The sequence below is a fragment of the Kocuria sp. genome (genome assembly GCF_030538595.1).
GTDB lineage: Bacteria > Actinomycetota > Actinomycetes > Actinomycetales > Micrococcaceae > Kocuria.
In genome coordinates, this window is the sequence record NZ_JAUNTS010000010.1 from 65,052 (window position 1) to 81,992 (window position 16,941).

General features: G+C 58.8%; 13 protein-coding genes and 1 pseudogene. 11 read left to right on the plus strand and 3 right to left on the minus strand.

Features of this window, described 5'->3' with window-relative positions:
* Positions 1-27: 27 nt before the first annotated feature.
* Both Q4G32_RS09575 and Q4G32_RS09580 read right to left on the minus strand, forming a co-directional pair.
* On the minus strand, positions 28-165 hold the full coding sequence (locus tag Q4G32_RS09575; RefSeq protein ID WP_303351001.1) for a hypothetical protein: 138 nt from the start codon (positions 163-165) through the stop codon (positions 28-30).
* Positions 166-387: 222 nt separating this feature from the next.
* Entirely contained in the window at positions 388-1,452 is a 1,065-nt protein-coding gene (locus Q4G32_RS09580) for a S66 family peptidase (protein ID WP_303351003.1), read from the minus strand.
* Positions 1,453-1,645: 193 nt separating this feature from the next.
* On the opposite strand from Q4G32_RS09580, the pseudogene Q4G32_RS09585 reads away from it, so the two are divergent.
* The 6 genes and pseudogenes from Q4G32_RS09585 to Q4G32_RS09615 form a co-directional block, all read left to right on the plus strand.
* Positions 1,646-1,934, plus strand: a pseudogene (locus tag Q4G32_RS09585) (transglycosylase family protein); the annotation flags it as partial.
* A 98-nt stretch (positions 1,935-2,032) separates the two neighbouring features.
* On the plus strand, positions 2,033-2,971 hold the full coding sequence (locus Q4G32_RS13965; RefSeq protein ID WP_368660386.1) for a C40 family peptidase: 939 nt from the start codon (positions 2,033-2,035) through the stop codon (positions 2,969-2,971).
* A 154-nt stretch (positions 2,972-3,125) separates the two neighbouring features.
* Positions 3,126-3,773 carry an S-layer homology domain-containing protein gene (locus Q4G32_RS09600; RefSeq protein WP_303351005.1) on the plus strand — a complete coding sequence of 216 codons (648 nt, stop codon included), beginning with the start codon at positions 3,126-3,128 and terminating at the stop codon, positions 3,771-3,773.
* Between the two features lie 108 nt (positions 3,774-3,881).
* Positions 3,882-7,310 carry an RHS repeat-associated core domain-containing protein gene (locus tag Q4G32_RS09605; protein WP_303351007.1) on the plus strand — a complete coding sequence of 1,143 codons (3,429 nt, stop codon included), beginning with the start codon at positions 3,882-3,884 and terminating at the stop codon, positions 7,308-7,310.
* Positions 7,311-7,604: 294 nt separating this feature from the next.
* Positions 7,605-8,453 carry an RHS repeat-associated core domain-containing protein gene (locus Q4G32_RS09610; protein WP_303351009.1) on the plus strand — a complete coding sequence of 283 codons (849 nt, stop codon included), beginning with the start codon at positions 7,605-7,607 and terminating at the stop codon, positions 8,451-8,453.
* A gap of 1,509 nt (positions 8,454-9,962) precedes the next feature.
* A complete protein-coding gene (locus tag Q4G32_RS09615) occupies positions 9,963-10,208 on the plus strand; it encodes a hypothetical protein (RefSeq protein WP_303351011.1) in 246 nt (81 codons plus the stop codon).
* Between the two features lie 212 nt (positions 10,209-10,420).
* Here Q4G32_RS09615 and Q4G32_RS09620 read toward each other — a convergent pair whose 3' ends face one another.
* The gene (locus Q4G32_RS09620; RefSeq protein WP_303351013.1) at positions 10,421-11,263 is read right to left on the minus strand and encodes a hypothetical protein; all 843 of its coding nucleotides are present in this window, start codon (positions 11,261-11,263) and stop codon (positions 10,421-10,423) included.
* A 191-nt stretch (positions 11,264-11,454) separates the two neighbouring features.
* Here Q4G32_RS09620 and Q4G32_RS09625 point away from each other — a divergent pair, with 191 nt between their 5' ends.
* The 5 genes from Q4G32_RS09625 to Q4G32_RS09645 all read left to right on the plus strand — a co-directional run bounded on the left by Q4G32_RS09625 (position 11,455) and on the right by Q4G32_RS09645 (position 16,841).
* Positions 11,455-11,997: a peptidylprolyl isomerase gene (locus Q4G32_RS09625; RefSeq protein WP_303351015.1), complete on the plus strand. Its 543-nt coding sequence runs from the start codon at positions 11,455-11,457 to the stop codon at positions 11,995-11,997.
* Between the two features lie 173 nt (positions 11,998-12,170).
* Entirely contained in the window at positions 12,171-12,995 is an 825-nt protein-coding gene (locus Q4G32_RS09630; protein WP_303351016.1) for a rhomboid family intramembrane serine protease, read from the plus strand.
* A gap of 313 nt (positions 12,996-13,308) precedes the next feature.
* Positions 13,309-14,418: a maleylacetate reductase gene (locus Q4G32_RS09635; protein ID WP_441327487.1), complete on the plus strand. Its 1,110-nt coding sequence runs from the start codon at positions 13,309-13,311 to the stop codon at positions 14,416-14,418.
* 165 nt (positions 14,419-14,583) lie between these two features.
* A complete protein-coding gene (locus Q4G32_RS09640) occupies positions 14,584-15,453 on the plus strand; it encodes an ABC transporter ATP-binding protein (protein WP_303351017.1) in 870 nt (289 codons plus the stop codon).
* Entirely contained in the window at positions 15,450-16,841 is a 1,392-nt protein-coding gene (locus Q4G32_RS09645) for an FtsX-like permease family protein (protein WP_303351018.1), read from the plus strand. The genes Q4G32_RS09640 and Q4G32_RS09645 overlap by 4 nt, the downstream gene beginning before the upstream one ends.
* Positions 16,842-16,941: the final 100 nt, after the last annotated feature.

A 16,941-nucleotide genomic window follows, 5' to 3' on the forward strand; every position in this document is an offset into this window, starting at 1 on the left:
CCAGAGCGGCCGCGCAGGGTCCAGGGATCAGGCGTTGGTCACAGACGGCGGGCTACCCGCCTGCTGCTCACCCCACGTGGACACGTAGCCGTTGGTGCCCGGCTGCGGGGCATGCCAGAACACCGGCTGGAAGCCGGGGTGCGGTTCTGGGCTGAGGTGAGACATCCAGCACATTTTACATGCCTGCTGAGCATCTGCACGGGGCTGGGCGGCCTGCCGTCGGGCGCTGCGCCCGGTGCTAGGTCCCGTGCTGGGCCCCGCCGAGCGTTAACTTGTGCCGCTCATGAGGCCCGGTACGCAAATGACCACACAGATCGCCTTTTCATGGCCAAACGCGTACCGGATTGGGCTTAATGCGTACCGGCGCTGCACGAAGTGCCGCTGGGCTTATCCACGGTCCCCGGAATACGTGGCCGTTATGCGTCGCTTGACCCCATCCAGCCTCATTAGGCCTCCGTACGGCAGCACCCACTGCGGCCGGGTGTGGCCAAATGGCACCCCCGCACAGACCACCGCAGACGGGTTGTACCGGTTCACTTGTTCGACGACGACGTCCGCCTGATCCTTCCGGTACTTCTCCTGCTCTGCGGGTGACCGGCGATGTTTGGGCGAACTGGCTGGCGGACGCGCAATCAGGACACCGTTGAGTACTCCCAGAAGGCCACGCTCTCCCAATGCTCGAACACAACGCCTGACCCGATCAGCTGAGGGCAGTTCCTCGCTGGTTTCCAGTAGGAGAATGCCGTGCTCCACCTCGTGTGGACTCGGGAGCTGGCCCGCCACGCCTAGTTGGTCAATCACTTCCAGGCACCCACCCCAGGTGCGCCCCTCAACCGCCCAAGCTGGACCGGCCCACAACCAAGGGTCTGTAGGTGTCCGATATCCGAACTCGGTCAGCGCTCGCGGGTCTGCCCAGTCCAATCCGTAGTCTTCTGATTCGCCGGGATCTGTAATTTCAAGAATGCCACCGTGGAACAGGGTTGCTTGCAGAGAGCGTAGGTGGACATCGTCGATTCGTGGTCCTGCTCCCAAATGAACTTGCGTGGAGCCGCCGTAAAAACCTGGGATGCCGTGGCGCCACAGCCAGTTGAGTAGATGGGTGTTGTCGCTGTACCCGAAGAATGGTTTGGGGTTGTGCCGGATGACCTCCGAGTTCAGATGCGGCAGAACGGTGATTTGATCGTCACCACCAATGGTTGCCATCACCGCTTTGATGGAGGGGTCTGCGAAGGCAGCGTTGACGTCAGCGGCCCGCTCTTGCGGAGAGGCGTGGAGTTGCCGGGTGGTGCGGAACTCCACCGGCACCAGTTGGAGGTCCTCGCGGATACGGACCATTGCTTGCTCGTGGACGGCTTCACCGACTGCGGGTGCAGCGAACGACGGCGAGAGCACGGCAACCGAGTCTCCGGGACTCAATCTTGGGAGGGACATCCATTGCCAAGCGGACTGCATGGTTCCATCCAAGCAGATGCAGGTGATTGTGACCCGTGGACATTTTGGTCAGGGAACCTCTGTTCTGACCAGCTGGGTTGATCTACTGTGACATCAGTCGCGGTCCTTTTGGAGGTTCGCGGACGCTGGCCAAGCCTTGAAGTGGGTTGTTATGCCGTTGTTGCGTGGTGGTCGTGTCGTTTACAGCATCGTCATGGGTGGTGCCCTGGCGGTTGTGGGTGCTAGTCCCGCCCAGGCTGTCCCGGAGTCCACGTGGGATGCGCTGGCGCAGTGTGAGTCCAGTGGCAACTGGTCTATAAACAGCGGTAACGGCTACTACGGAGGGCTGCAGTTTTCGCTGTCCACCTGGCATGCGTTTGGTGGGGTGGGGCGGCCGCAGGACGCTAGTCGTGACCAGCAGATCGCTGTAGCGGAGCAGGTTTTGGCGGGACAGGGGTGGGGCGCATGGCCTGTTTGCTCGGCCATCTTGGGTTTGTCGGACTCAGTGTCCTCCACACCGGGGCACCTATCAGAACCACAGGGGAGCCTTGAGTCGGGTGAAACTGTCGCTACTTCTCAGGTGAGGGCATCTGGGTACAACGTGAGTTTGGTCCCCCCTGATGGGATTACGGTTACCGGTGCTGTGGACCGTGCGGCCTTTGTGGAGTTGCTGTACGTGATGGCTGGCAGCCCTGGTGTCTCGCCTTCCATCGCGGAGAACACGTATTCGGATGTGACCGCTGCGCATCCCCAGGCAGCAGCGATTGCATGGGCTACTGATCTGGGACTGGTTCGCGGGTGGGCTGACGGGTCTTTCCGGCCGGATGCTTCCATTGACCCCGTGGCGGTGAGGACCATCATGTGGCGGGCAGCAGGGTCACCGCCGGAAGTCTCTCTGGATGCGGGCGATCACACCGCAAGTGTTCTAGCACCCCAGTCAACGAGCCTGACAGTGGTGCAGACGGTCCTGGATGGAATCGGTGATGGACAGGTAACTGCAGGGTTCAGTGGTGTTGAGGTCACCGATCTGATGTACACGGCAGTTGAACGAGGTGTTTTGACTGACAACACGGTGCACCGTGAGTTCAGCTTGTACACCAGTGAAGGCAGCCCCTCTGGTGGTACTAGCGCTGTTCCTGGGGGGTCCAGTGAGTCGGCTGTCGGAACGCCGTGGACGACGAGCCCACAGGAGGGGATGTCCGGTAGTGGTGCGGACCTGGTGTCAACGGCTCTGGACGGGTTGGGTGGGCAATACGTTTGGGGTGGAACTGAGTACAAGAGGTGGGACTGTTCGGGATTCACTCAGTGGGTCTATGCCCAGAATGGGCAGCAGATTCCCCGAGTGACGTGGGATCAGTTCGCGGCAGCGACTCGGACCACCACGCCTGAGCCTGGTGATTTGGTGTCCCAGAACAACGGGTCCCACGTTGGGATCTACCTGGGTGATGATCAGATGATTTCCGCGTTGAATCCTGACCAAGGCACCATGATTCACTCGGTGGACGCCATGCCCCTGGATGGGTTCTACACCTTCCGCTGAGACGCTACGCGGGCTGTGCGTAGTCACCTGAATGTCTGGATCAAAAAACTTTCAAAAAAGTTCGCTTCTGATGTGGCGCTTCATGTGATTGTGGTCTACCTTGATCCCATACCGGTTGTTCTCTCCATTTAATCCTCCGGCGACAGGTTGAATGATGGCAATTCAAGACATCATCTCGCGCAGAACTATACTCACGGGTGGTTTGCTCGGCGCAGCCACCATGGGACTCGGTTCTCATCCTGTCCATGCCGCCAGTTTCACGGATGTCCCTGTTGGTGCAGCGTTTTACCGTGAGATCAACTGGGTTGCTGACAATCGGATTGTGGATGGTTTCCCGGACGGTACCTTCCGGCCTTTGCTGACCGTCAATCGAGGCTTCATGGCCGTGTATTTGTATCGATTGGCGGGTAGGCCTAGCTACACCGCGCCTACGCGTGCTTACTTTGTTGATGTTCCGCTGACCAGTCAGTACTTCCGCGAGATCAGCTGGTTGGCTGATCAAGGAGTGACGACCGGATATAACGATGGAACGTTCCGCCCGGGGAATGCCATTCATCGGGATGCTATGGCTGCCTTCTTCTACCGTATTGCTGGGGAACCAGGGTACGTGGCACCCGCGGTGTCGCCGTTCACGGATGTTCCCCACCATGCGGCGTATTACAAGGAAATCTGCTGGATGGCGTCCATGAATATCAGTACTGGGTATGGCGACGGTACGTATCGTCCGCTCGATCCAGTGCGGCGGGATGCCATGTCCGCTTTCTTGTACCGTTTCCACTTCAACGTTCTGTCAGGTTCCTGACTTTCGGCTTTCCTGCCCTTTGTGTGGGCCAGGAATTTCCTTCTCAATTTCACCGGTCATGACCTGCCTGCGCGTGTGCGCGACAGGATTTTCTCAGGAGACTCAGTGATGAAAACGCTGAACCGTGCGATTTCTGCCCTCGTTGTGTGTTTTGCCATGATTGCCACCATGCTGGGAGCAGCATCACCGGCGCTGGCAGCGTTGCAGGACGTCTCGTCGATCAAGGAGACGGCGGATACGGGGGTGCGCCCGGCGGCCACGCGGCTGCCGGTGGCTTTGAGCCCGGAGATTCAGGCATCAGTGGATGTGGGGACAGGCAATCTGAACACCACGATGAGCATTGAGGGTTTCACCTTTGCTCATAACTCGTTGGTGCCCGCGCCCTCGGGCAATGGTGTGCGTAACTCGTGGCGGGTCAGTGGTTTGGGAGCAGGGATGCTCTACCGCGAGGCTGGCAACGTGGTGCTGGTGGATGCCAGTGGTCAGCGGGTGACCTTCAACCCAGTGGCCGGTTCTACCACGGACTTCACGGCTCCACCTGAGCGCCGGTACACGTTGAAGAAAACAGATGCGGGGTACACGGTGCTGGCCTGGGACTCACAGTCCACCACGTACTTCAACTCAGATGGTAAGCCAGTCAAAGCAACGGACCGCGACGGTAATACCACCACGCTCACCACCGATGCCGCAGGTATCCCAACCCAGCAGACAGGGTGGCGTGGACCTGCTGCGGCACGCACGTCCTGGAGGACACCGACCAGCTCGGGTGACACTGTAGGTGTCGGTGCCCAGTCAAGTTCGCTGGTGCGTTCCTGGACTCTGTCGGCGACCAATGGGAAGTACTCGGCTGTCACCAACCCTCGGGGCACTCAGACAAAGATCAGTTATGACTCAGCCGGGCGGATCTCGCGGGTGGATACCGCTGATGGCGGGTACACCAAGATCACATATGACTTGAAGAACCGGGTGGCCAGTATCACGACCCCTGGTGCACCTGGCTCTGCGGCTACGGAAGCGGTTACTCGGTTCAGTTACCCAGATGCGGGTAAAACATTGGTGGCAGCAGCCAACACGGATCAGTCCAAGACCGTGGCTGCTGTGCCCCACACCACCTACACGCTGACAGCTGCGGGACGTCGGGTGCAGTCGGTGGTGGATGCTGATGGGAAGCAAACCTCCAAGACCTACACGCCACAGCTGTCCACGGAGTCGATGACTGCTGGCGCGGGGGATACTTCGGCCACCAGTTCTTTCAAGTACGACGCCAACGATGGTGGGTCTTTGACCTCCGGGACCGGTCCTGGTGGGGAGACGGGTTCAGCGGAGTACAAGAACACGGCTGCCAACACCAAATATGCGCCGTCGACCTCGACTGATAGTCGGGGTAACCAGCGTGGGTACACCTATTCTGGGTCCGGGGCACTGGCTAAGACCACGGATGCGTTGGCTGCTACTGCCGAGTTAACTTTTAATGCGGATGGAACGGTGGCAACAGCCACCGCGCCAGGTAACGCCGGCAACCCCACTCGCTACACGTACGATGCGAACAAGCAACTGTCCAGGGTCACGCCTGCTACTGGCGGATCGATCAAGGCCGAGTCTTACACGTACGACTCAATGGGGCGGTTGTCCAAGAAAACCACTGGACGTGGGGGCGTGGTGACCTACACCTACGATGGGTCATCATCTTTGGTCACCCGGGTCACCGCAACTCCTGCGGGTACGACGACTCCGGATACCCAGGTGGATACCACTTACGACACCATGGGAAGGCCTGTCACGGTTACCAGCTCAGCTAAAGGCAAACAGACACAGAAGGTGACCTATGCCTACAGCAACCGTGGTGAGGTCACGCAAAAAACGGTGAGTCAGGCTGGGATCGGGAGCGAGGCCGCTCAGTCCACCACAATGACCTTCGGGTATGACCGTGAGGGCCGGATGACCAGCAAGACGGTGGGTGGTTTCAAACACTCTTACGCTTACACCGCCGCGGGTACCTTGGACAAGATCACGTATCCGGAAGGTACCGAGCAGCGGGTGATCAACTTCAAGAGCGATGACAAGGGCCGTCGCACGGACATTTGGTATGGGTCGGAGAGGGCTGCCCCGGAGCAGGGATGGACGGTGTGGAAGCACACTGATTATGACGTCTCTGGCAACATTGCTCGTCAGACGGTGAAGCGATCTGGGGCGGTGACGCCTTCGGCCACGAACCCGGATGGGGTTCAGACCTTGGATGACAAGTGGTACTGCTACAAGCCTGGTGTTGAACCTCGTGATTGTGGTGCCTCCACGGTGCCTTCAGTGGATAAGGTTCAGTCGATGTACACCACCCTGGCAGGTACCACCACCGGCTACACCACCAAGTACTCGTATGACAAGGTGGGGCGTTTGACTGGGGTAGACACCCCAGGGACCGCTGATGGGAAATACGTATTCACCTATGATTCTCGTGGCAACCGGGTGAAGAAGGAACGCACCGTGGATGGTCAGGCACCGGTTACCGAGACCGATACATATAACGCGCAGAACCAGGTCACCAGTGATGGTTGGGTGTATGACGCGGACGGCAACGTGACCAAGGATGAGAAGGCCACGACGGTTTTCAATGCCGCCAATCAGAAGGTGGAGACAAAACTTGCCGATGGGACGAACAACACGACCAGTACCTTTGCTGGGACCTCGCAGAATGAGCTGATCGGGCAGGTGAGCTCCAAGCAGGGTTCGTTTGTATATACGCATGGTTTGACGGACCGGTACGGGAATCCGCAGATCGAGAAGATCACGCATGAGGGCCGTCAGGCGTATGTGGAGCACGATCCGGTCACGCATGAGCCGTTGTTCTTGCGTGACACGAACAAAACGAGTGTTCACATGTATATCGGGGATCCGGTGGATTCGGATATTCGCATGGTTCAGGGTGATGGTAGTACTGCTGACTACAAGGAGTTCGATCCGTTCGGTGCGCGTCCTGAGAAGATTTCTCCGCGGGACAAGGAGAAGTTCGACCCGTACCGGTACCGGTTTGGGTTGGTGGATCGTGGGGGCACGGGTCAGTACTTGTTCGGTGCACGGTTCTATGACCCGAATCAGGGTGTATGGACCCAGCAAGATTCACTGGATGCGCCACTAGACCCGGTGAATGCGAACCGTTACGCTTACGCTGGGGCGGACCCCATCAACAACATCGACCCGAGCGGCACGGATGCCTGGGAGACTAAACTCGAGGTCTGCGCTGGTCTTTGTGTTGCTTTTGGTCCAACTTATGACACCGGAACTGAGGAGCTTAGTCTTGATGCGAGCTTTGGGGTGGGAAAATTGTCCGGAGCAGTAACATCGGGGTGGACCGAATCCTCACCAGCGGATAAATTTGGATTTTCGGATTCAGTGTCATGCTCTGCCGCCTACGGGTTTGGAGCCTATACTAGCTCCACAATGGGACTTGGTGGAAATCCGGGAGAGAGAAGTGTAGGGGGTGTAGCCGGACTTGGTGGTGGATGCAGTTACAACATTGACATGAGCATCCCTATAAAGTGAATTTTTCGGAGGTGGAAAATTGATTACACCTGGAGATTCGAGGAATTTGTGAACTTCATTCTGGTGGTGTCTATGGTGGGCCTCCCACTCTCGATGATAGCTCTAATTTTGATTATGATGAATAAAAAAAGATTAGAGTCCAGCGAATCTGCCTCACTTTTCCCGTTTTTTGTGACTGGACTATCCGGAATGTTCCTACTGTTTTTATTATCTATTCTCCAAGAAATTTTCTAGATAAGTTAGCCGCTGGACGGTCACCAGGAATTTAGGGTTTCCTGTCCGATTAAACTTAGAGTGATAGAACGCCTCCCTTGGTGTCCTGGGTACGGGAATCCGCAGATCGAGAAGATCACGCATGAGGGCCGTCAGGCGTATGTGGAGCACGATCCGGTCACGCATGAGCCGTTGTTCTTGCGTGACACGAACAAAACGAGTGTTCACATGTATATCGGGGATCCGGTGGATTCGGATATTCGCATGGTTCAGGGTGATGGTAGTACTGCTGACTACAAGGAGTTCGATCCGTTCGGTGCGCGTCCTGAGAAGATTTCTCCGCGGGACAAGGAGAAGTTCGACCCGTACCGGTACCGGTTTGGGTTGGTGGATCGTGGGGGCACGGGTCAGTACTTGTTCGGTGCACGGTTCTATGACCCGAATCAGGGTGTATGGACCCAGCAAGATTCACTGGATGCGCCACTAGACCCGGTGAATGCGAACCGTTACGCTTACGCTGGGGCGGACCCCATCAACAACATCGATCCTGCCGGTTTGGCATCGTGGGAAAATCGATGGTTTGCTTGTGTTGCAATATTCTGTGGATCAGTAGGTACTAATACTGACATGGAAACAGAAGACACAAGCTTCTCTATTCAACTTGGTTTCGGTGGCCCTTTATCAATCGGGCAACAGTCTGGTCGATCAAACAGTGGTCCTAGCAAAGGCTGGATGTTGGAAGAAACGACGGGTTGTTCATATGCCTATAAAGGCTTCGGCGGATACTTCTCTGATACATCCAGTAGGCCGCTGAACCCGTTCGCCTCCGCCCCAGAGAGCGGACCACTGGATGGCTGGAGCTACGGGGGTGCGACTGGTGTCGGCTTATCGTGTAGTATGACTGCCGGAGTGTCGTTTCCAGTTAATTAAGAGCATGGAGCGAGGTACAAGAATGTGGCTAGATAAGATTATACTTTCTTATCTAATAATTGGCGGCATATTTAGCCTAGTTTTCGGCCTCCGACGTCGAAAGAGAGTAATTCGAAGAGAATTGCCCGAAGATGACCCAAAATACCGCGGGCAAATCGCAGTCGGCTTAGGAATTACATTCACGGCTAGCTTGGCTCTGCTGATGCAATTTATCAATTAGAAATCAACAGAATAGTTCATATTGGGAGAACATCATGGGTTTTGGTCTGAGTCTTTTCCTGGTAGGAGCAATGGGGCTTATATCAGCTGTTGCTCTGGTTCATTGCGCATTGCACCCAGATGGATCATTGGCACGTCATATTCCTGAAGCATTTAGGGAGTCAATAAAAATATATACTCCAGTGCCTCTTTTTGTCATGAGTCTCATCCTAATGGTCGGTGGTGTGATCCAAATATTGCAATAAATAAAATTTTTGCGAGAAAAGACTTGAGAATTCTATTTACTTTAAGGAGTTTCTCAGGATAGCAGTATTAACTAGAGCAACTGCTCTTTGTTGAAATTAGATTAAACGTTCAATTAAGTGCCAGATACAGATATCATGTAGGTTGACAGTGATTGCGCAGGAAGAGTGAAATGATTATTCGTTATATTAACGCCACAATGGTATAGCTATCGCATTTTCATTGCCGCTGGAAATATATTTAATTGATTGGCAAGTTTTGTTCATTCTAAACTAGTAAAGTAATGAACTTCCGACTCAAGTAAAATTAAATTTTATTTCATTTGGAGTTGTCAATGTTTAACATTAAACAAATTCGCAAGAACATCACATTGATCCTTGCCGGTTCGCTGGCACTGGGAGTCGTATATTTAGGGGCAAGATTAAATCTACTCACATTATCATTGGTGGGGATCGCTATGTTCATCTCACTGTTTGTTTGGAGCTCCTTTAAGGTGGGAAATTTGCTGTCGTCCACGGACGAGCGCGATGATGATCGTGCGGGAGGAAGTGGACTCGTATTGATTGGCCTATTTTTCATCGTCCAAGAGCTATACATATAAGGACATTGGAGACTTGATTGGAGAGTCAGACTGTACGTAGCGTCACTGCTTTTCGCCTGGGCAACTAATCGGGGTTGCAAAATTGTGCGCCTGAATCGGCCATCATTATCAGTTTCGATGAAGGGGGTAATCCTGGCCTGAGGATTACTTAACTACTGAACACATGTGTCGGTTTTCGCGAGAGAGGTCGAGGGTCATCCCATGAGAAGGGGAACTATTGCTTACGCTGTTTACATGCTGATGAGCGGCATTGGCATTATTGGTTTGAGTATATATGCGCAAACTTGGCTTGGAATAATCGGAGGATTAGTTGTGATGGCTTGTGCAATAGCGTTCTATTTTATAGAAAAGCGCAGCCAATATCCTCTCCGGTAATCACCGCAAGGGATCCTCATTAGTGAGTCACGTGCGTCAAATACGGAGCTGCATCTGGAGGTGTTTGTAACTTGCTCAATTTCAAAGAGAACGTCACGCGGGTGAACTATATTGTTGCTGCAGTGGCATTCATTCTGGTGCCAGCGGGCTCAGTGATCATCAATCGATTCCCTCATGGCTCGCTCGGCATGTGGGTTGGATTTTCGATTGGTTGCGTTGGGGTGATCGTTATGTTGATCAACGTTTGCGCTATATTCCTTCGCGGGTACCAGCAAGATGTGGACCAGGTCTTGGGAGACCGCACATCTGACAAGTGAATCCCCTAACGATTTCAATTCCGACCGAGCGGTAACGCTGCGTCAGAACGCACCGGGACAGGCTTGTTCGGGCGGGTCACGCACGCAACTGTAAGCCGTCTACCGCCTCCGACCAGCCCCGAAACATATTTAAAGCGAAACCACCCCAAAAACCAGCGGCCCCGCACCTCCCAAGAGGTGCGGGGCCGCTGAGTCGCAGCTAGCGAAGGAAATCAGGCGTTGTTGCCGTCCTTGCCCTGAATCTGCTCCTTGATGTCCTGCGCCGTGTTCTTGGCATCCTCGGCCACGGACTTGGCAGCATCCACGGGGGAGGAGGCTTCCTTGGCGTCGTCAACCTTCACGCCGGAGCCGGCGGCAACGGTGGTGTTGGGGTTGACGGGGGAAGCAGTCACGCGCGGGGAGGTGGAAGCCGGGGTCTTCCAGGGGTCCTGCACGGGGCGGGAAGCCTTGAAAGCAGCGGCACCGGCCACAGCACCAGCCACCACCAGACCGAAGATCAGCCAGCCCTTACCGGACTTCTCAGCCTTCTTCTGCTGCTTGGCGTAATCCTTGGCAACCTTGGCGGCAGCCTTCTGGGCCTTGGCAACAGCCTTCTTGTCGCCGGTCAGGCGGGCCACAATGGCTTCCAGCTGCTCGGGGGTGTCCGCATTGGCGAACTTGCCGGCCAACTGGGCTGCAGCAGCGTTGTACCGCGCGGAGGCGGCGTCCTTGCCATCCTGGAACACCTTGGACGCACGCTCAGCCTGGTCCGTGTTCTTCACGCGGGTCACAGCCTGATCGGTGGCAGCACTCACGGCGGCCAGAGCGGGGGCAGCGTTCTTGCGTGCCTTGCCTGCGGCATCCTGCGCCTTGCCCAGACCGTCCTGAACGTACGGGCCAGCCGTGTGCACGCCGCCGGCCAGGGTGGCGGCACCGGACTTGGCGCCCTTCTGCAGAGCCGGGGCGATTGCACCGATCTCCTTGGCAATCCAGTCACCGGCGTCAACAATGCGGTTTTCGACGGCGTTCTGCTGCGACTTGGCCTTCTTCTGGGCCTTGGACTTGAACAAGCTCATGGAAGCTCCCTCCTAGGGTGACGAGTCTCCTGATCCAGCATACGGGCATGCCCGGGACCAAGCACGATTGACAGTGCCCTTACGCGGCCGGTGAGCCCCTTTACACGCGGATTTTCACTGTGCGCTGAACGGTGAGGGGGCGGCGTCGTCGTCCATTCGCGGGCGCGAGCCAACGTGCGATACTGATCCCCATGACTGCTAACGCAACCGCCAAGGCGACCATCCACACCAACCACGGGGACATTGTGGTCAACCTGTTCGGCAACCACGCTCCCAAGACCGTGCAGAACTTTGTTGGCCTGGCTGACGGCTCCCAGGAATGGGTCAATCCCCAGACTGGTGAGAAGGGCGAAGGCCCCCTCTACAAGGACGTCATCTTCCACCGCATCATCAAGGACTTCATGATCCAGGGCGGCGACCCCCTGGGCCAGGGCGTGGGCGGCCCCGGCTACATGTTCGACGACGAAATCCACCCCGAGCTCTCCTTCAGCAAGCCCTACCTACTGGCCATGGCCAACGCAGGCAAGCGCGGCGGCAAGGGCACCAACGGCTCCCAGTTCTTCATCACGACGACGAACACCGAGTGGCTCAACGGCAAGCACACCATCTTTGGTGAAGTGGCTGACGATGCCTCCCGCAAGGTGGTTGACGAGCTGAACACCGTGACCACCGGCGGTATGGACCGCCCGGTGGAGGACTGCGTGATTGAGTCAATCGACATCGAGCAGCTGTGACCACCTGAGCAACTGTGACCATCCGGCAGCTGTGACCACCTGAGCAGCTGTCCACCAGTTCAATTCTGAGGGCCCCGCCATTGGCGGGGCCCTCAGTTGGTTGTCAGACCCCGCGCCTAACCTGGTGGTCCGCAGCACCATCTGGTGAGTTCCAGCAATGAAAAGGATCAGGTGTGGACCAGCCCCGCTACGGCGCCCAGCAGCCGCAAGACCCGCGCGATGACCGCGGTGGCCGGCCAGCGTTACAGCCTTGTGCACAGCATCCCGAGCGTGTGACGGGGGTGCGGTGCCAGCGATGCGGTCGGCCCGTGTGCGGGGACTGCCAAACGCAGGCCGCAGTGGGGGTGCACTGCCCGGTGTGTGTGCAATCCGCTCGTGCCGCCCAGCGCACTGTGCGCACACCCCTGGGCGGTGCCGTGAACAACAGCAACCCCATGCTGGTCACCTGGACCCTGATTGGCGTGAACTTGGGTGTTTACGCCGTGATGTGGTTGCTGCAGCTGGTCAACATCCAAGCCATCTACTGGTTGGGCCTGGCCCCCGTGGTGGCGTTGGAGGAACCATGGCGCATTGTGACCAGCGGGTTCGTTCACTCCATGACCAATCCCGCGCACATTCTGTTGAACATGTACACGCTGTGGATTTTCGGTCGCATGTTGGAGGGCGAACTGGGGCGCCTGCGCTTTGCGGTGGTGTACGCCGTGTCCCTGCTGGGTGGAGCCGTGGCTGTGATCCTGCTGTCCCCACCCACCACGCTCACGGTGGGTGCTTCCGGGGCCATCTTCGGACTGTTCGGTGCGGTACTGGCTGTGACGCTGTGGGGACCCAAACAGCACCGCTCCAATCTGACCAGCATCCTGGTGCTCATCGGCATCAACGTGGTTTTCGGTTTTGTGGTCCCGGGAATCTCCTGGCAGGGACATTTGGGCGGTCTGATCGCAGGCACCGCCACCATGGGACTCATGTTGGCGATGGGGCGGCGCGCTCGCCGTCGTTGACGGGTTGGAGCAGCCCGGGCTGAGTCGGCCGAACTCGCTTCTCTCGCAACCAGTCCACAGGGGTCATCCACAGCAGTGGGCAACTCTCATCCGTGTAATTCCACACGTGTGAACAAGTCTGTGGATGGCCAAAACACTGGGAACCGAGCCGTGATCCACGGTTCCGGTTCACAATGTGCACAATGTTCTCCACACCTGTGGATAACTTTCTGCACCGGGTGGGGACTCTCTTTCGCAAAGCGTCACACAGTACGGGCCATGCACTATGTTGATGAAGCGGAAAGTATGCGGAACCACGGCAAAGGCGGCGCTGGTGAGCGGAAATGAAGGTCGGCCCATGGTGTTCAACCACATCACCCTGGGGCAAAGGGTGTTGTTCGGAACCGGCATGGCGGCCGAGCATGTGACGCAGGAGATCCAGCAGCACGGTGCCCGCCGCGTCATGGTGATCACCAGCGCGCGGGACGTGTCCACAGGCAAAAACCTGGTGGCAGACCAGCGAGTTTCCGTGCGGTGGACCCAGGTGGCCCAGCACGTACCCGCAGATTTGGCTGCCCGCGCCCGGTGGGCCGCTCAGGAGGCGCAGGCCGATCTTCTGGTCGCCCTGGGTGGCGGGTCGGCCATCGGGTTGGGCAAGGCCATTGCCCTGACCACACGGCTGCCCCTGATCGCAGTCCCCACCACGTACGCCGGGTCCGAGGCCACAGACATGTGGGGACTCACGGAGAACGGGGTCAAGACCACGGGCACCGCAGCACAGGTGCTACCGATCGCAGTCGTGTACGACTCCACTCTGTCCACCACCCTTCCCGTGGAGCTTTCCGTGAGTTCGGGGATCAATGCACTGGCGCACTGCGTGGATTCCCTGTGGGCACCGCGCGCTGACCCCATCAACCAGGCCATGGCCCTGGAGGGTGCCCGCGCCCTGGGAACCGCTCTGCCCCAGATCGTCCTGGACCCACTGGGCCAACAGGCCCGTGAGCAGGCACTGTACGGGTGCTACCTGGCCGCAGTGGCCTTTGCATCAGCCGGTTCTGGCCTGCACCACAAGATCTGCCACACCCTGGGCGGGGCGTTCAACCTGCCCCACGCCCAGACCCACGCGGTGGTCCTCCCGCACGTGCTGGCCTTCAACGCGCCGGGGGCACCGGTTGCCTCCGGCCGTTTGGCTGCCACCCTGGGCGCTGTGCCTCCACACGACGACGACGCTCCCGCCACCGCCGTCACCGCCCTCACCCATCTGCTGCATCAGGTGGATGCGCCCACCGCCCTGGCTGATCTGGGTTTGACGGGAACCGACATCCCAGAGGCCGTGCAGCGGGTGGTGAGCGCGGCGCCGTCGTCGAACCCGGTGCCGGTGACGGAATCCGGTGTGCGGCGGCTTCTGGAAGCCGCGTTGACAGGTCGGCACCCGGTGCTGTGACCGCCTGATGAACGGCGGCGGGCCCCTGTGTTCCGGGTCGGCGTCCCTGGTCATCCTGGGGAATGACCTGATGTTTCATCCACCAACCAGAGCATGACAGTCCCGGTCAAAAATCCATCCTGCGGCCCGATGCGCCACAGCCGTTCCCCGGCGCAATCTGGACCCATGACCTACCCCATCCTGCAAGCCCTGAACCTGACTCAGCGTTTTGGTCCCTCCACGGGACGCGCCGGCTTCACCGGGCACCGGCGAAAGTCGCCCGTTGCGTCTGAGGAGCGGATCGCGCCGGCACACCCCACAGTTGCACTGGACAATCTGTCCGTCACCATTCTTCGCGGGCAGTCTGTGGCCATCATGGGCCCGTCCGGTTCCGGGAAGACCACGCTGCTGCATGCGTTGGCGGGCATTGACCTTCCGCAGTCCGGGGAAATCTACTTTCACAATGCCAACGGGCCGGATGCCGTGCACCTCATGAGACCAGAAGCCAGGGCTGACCTGCGCCTGCGCCACTTCGGCTTCGTGTTCCAATCCGGGTTGATGCTGGATGAGCTGACGGTGGTGGAGAACGTGGCGCTGCCGCTGATGCTGTGCGGTGTTGACCGGGCCAGCGCGTATCAAACGGCGTCGTCCTGGCTGCAGAGACTGGGTCTGGAAGGGTTGGAGGACCGCCGTCTGGGTGAGATTTCCGGTGGTCAGGCGCAGCGGGTGGCCATAGCCCGAGCGCAGGTATGCGGTCCGGAAGTGATCTTTGCGGATGAACCCACCGGGGCGCTGGACTCTGCGGCGGCGCGGGACGTTCTGAACGCGCTGCTGGAGTCCACCACCCAACGCGGCGCCACGCTGGTACTGGTGACTCACGATCCCACCGTGGCTGCCCAGTGCTCACGAACCATCCACCTGCGTGACGGCAAGATCGTGGGGGACACCCGGGACATGGACTCCGGACCTGACGCGGTTGAGTGTGGTGGTCTTGCGGTTTCTGCTCGGATGCGCTCCACGCAAAACGCCGTGCACGTGGGACAGGTGCGGTCATGACCGCCTGCGGGTGCACGCACGCTTCCATCCAAGCTCACCGCGCCCCCGTGGTGGCACCGGCGGTATTGGGACTGCTGCTGCGTACATCGGTCCGCGATTACCGTTCCTGGCTGTTGCCTGTGGCAGCTTATGCACTAGTCAGCGGCCTGTTGCTCTCCGTGGTGGCTGGGGTGCGGATGTACTGGAGTTTTGACTACGCGGATAATTCCTCCGCCATGGTGTACCGGGCGCTGTCCACCGTGGCGTTGTGCATCTTGGCGCTACCCCTGATCAACTTGGCCTCCGCCGCAGCCAGGATGTCCACCCGCCGCAAGGACACCCGGCTGGCCGGTCTGCGTCTACTCGGTGCCTCTCGGTGGATGCTGCGCCTTGTGGTGATCGGCTCCGCACTGGTGCAAGCCGTGGGCGGTGTGCTGCTGGGTGGGTTGCTGTACGCCGCGTTGATTCCGGCCCTGGGGTTGCTCTCCGTGGACGGTCACCGGGTGGGCGCCGCTGCCATGGTGCTGCCGGTGAGCCTGACCGTGGGCATGTGGCTGGGGCTGCTGTGCCTGGCTGTGACCAGCTCTGCGTTGGGCCTCCGCCGTGTCTCCATCCATCCGCTGGCAGTGCGCACTCGGCGGGATGTGCCCACCATGCACTGGCTGCGTGCGGCCCTTGCGGTGGCCTTGCTCGTGGCCGTGACCATGCTCTGGCGCAACCTGCTGAATGCCCCCGAAATCTTTGTGGCATTGAGCCTCAGCACAGTGGTTTTTGGTCTGCCCATGGTGGCCATGAACTGGGCGGGACCGTGGATTGTGGCCAAGGCCGCTGAGCGGATGCACCGCCGTGCCCGCACACCGCACCACCTGGTGGCTGCCCGCATGATCCTTGCCGATCCCCGCGACACCTGGCGTCAGTTGCAGTCCGTGGTCCTGCTGGGGTTTGTGGCAGTGACCGTTGGCGGTGGCTTGGCATTGATCGCCACGGTCCAGAACAACCCCACCACGGCAACTCTGGTGGCGGACATGCGCAGCGGCGCAGTCCTGACCCTGCTCTACGGCTTCCTCACCGTGGCCTGCGCGGTGGTCATCAACCAGAGCGCTGCCATCATTGACCGCAAGGGACTCTGGTACACGCTGGATGTTTTGGGCATGCCCGTGGGCAGCATGGACCGCGCTCGCCGACTGAGCCTGATTTACCCCTTGGGTGTGCTGATGAGCGCGGCGGTGGGGGCCGCCGTCGTGATCCAAGCTCCCGTGCTGGGGGTGGGGATTGTGCTGTCCCCGCTGAGCATTCTGGGGACCGCGGTGATTGTGCTGGTGGGGATGGGGCTGGTCATGGTGGCGGCCGCAGTGGGGCGCAAGACACTGACCACAACGTTGCGCACCTTGCCGCGTCCCACCTTGTGAACGGTGGTCTATGGGGACGTATGCGGCAACACGTGTGGCAACAGGCGGCAGGTTTGACCTGGATCAAGGATTGGGTGCAGGGGGAGTCGTAGCCTCCATC

What these genes read in the sequence shown, in the direction of transcription:
- Q4G32_RS09625 (WP_303351015.1), top strand. Translation starts at nt 11,455, where the DNA reads ATGACTGCTAACGCAACCGCCAAGGCGACCATCCACACCAACCACGGG.
- Q4G32_RS09605 (WP_303351007.1), top strand. Translation starts at nt 3,882, where the DNA reads ATGAAAACGCTGAACCGTGCGATTTCTGCCCTCGTTGTGTGTTTTGCC.
- Q4G32_RS09600 (WP_303351005.1), top strand. Translation starts at nt 3,126, where the DNA reads ATGGCAATTCAAGACATCATCTCGCGCAGAACTATACTCACGGGTGGT.
- Q4G32_RS09575 (WP_303351001.1), bottom strand. Translation starts at nt 165, where the DNA reads ATGTCTCACCTCAGCCCAGAACCGCACCCCGGCTTCCAGCCGGTGTTC.
- Q4G32_RS09580 (WP_303351003.1), bottom strand. Translation starts at nt 1,452, where the DNA reads ATGCAGTCCGCTTGGCAATGGATGTCCCTCCCAAGATTGAGTCCCGGA.
- Q4G32_RS09620 (WP_303351013.1), bottom strand. Translation starts at nt 11,263, where the DNA reads ATGAGCTTGTTCAAGTCCAAGGCCCAGAAGAAGGCCAAGTCGCAGCAG.
- Q4G32_RS09640 (WP_303351017.1), top strand. Translation starts at nt 14,584, where the DNA reads ATGACCTACCCCATCCTGCAAGCCCTGAACCTGACTCAGCGTTTTGGT.
- Q4G32_RS09645 (WP_303351018.1), top strand. Translation starts at nt 15,450, where the DNA reads ATGACCGCCTGCGGGTGCACGCACGCTTCCATCCAAGCTCACCGCGCC.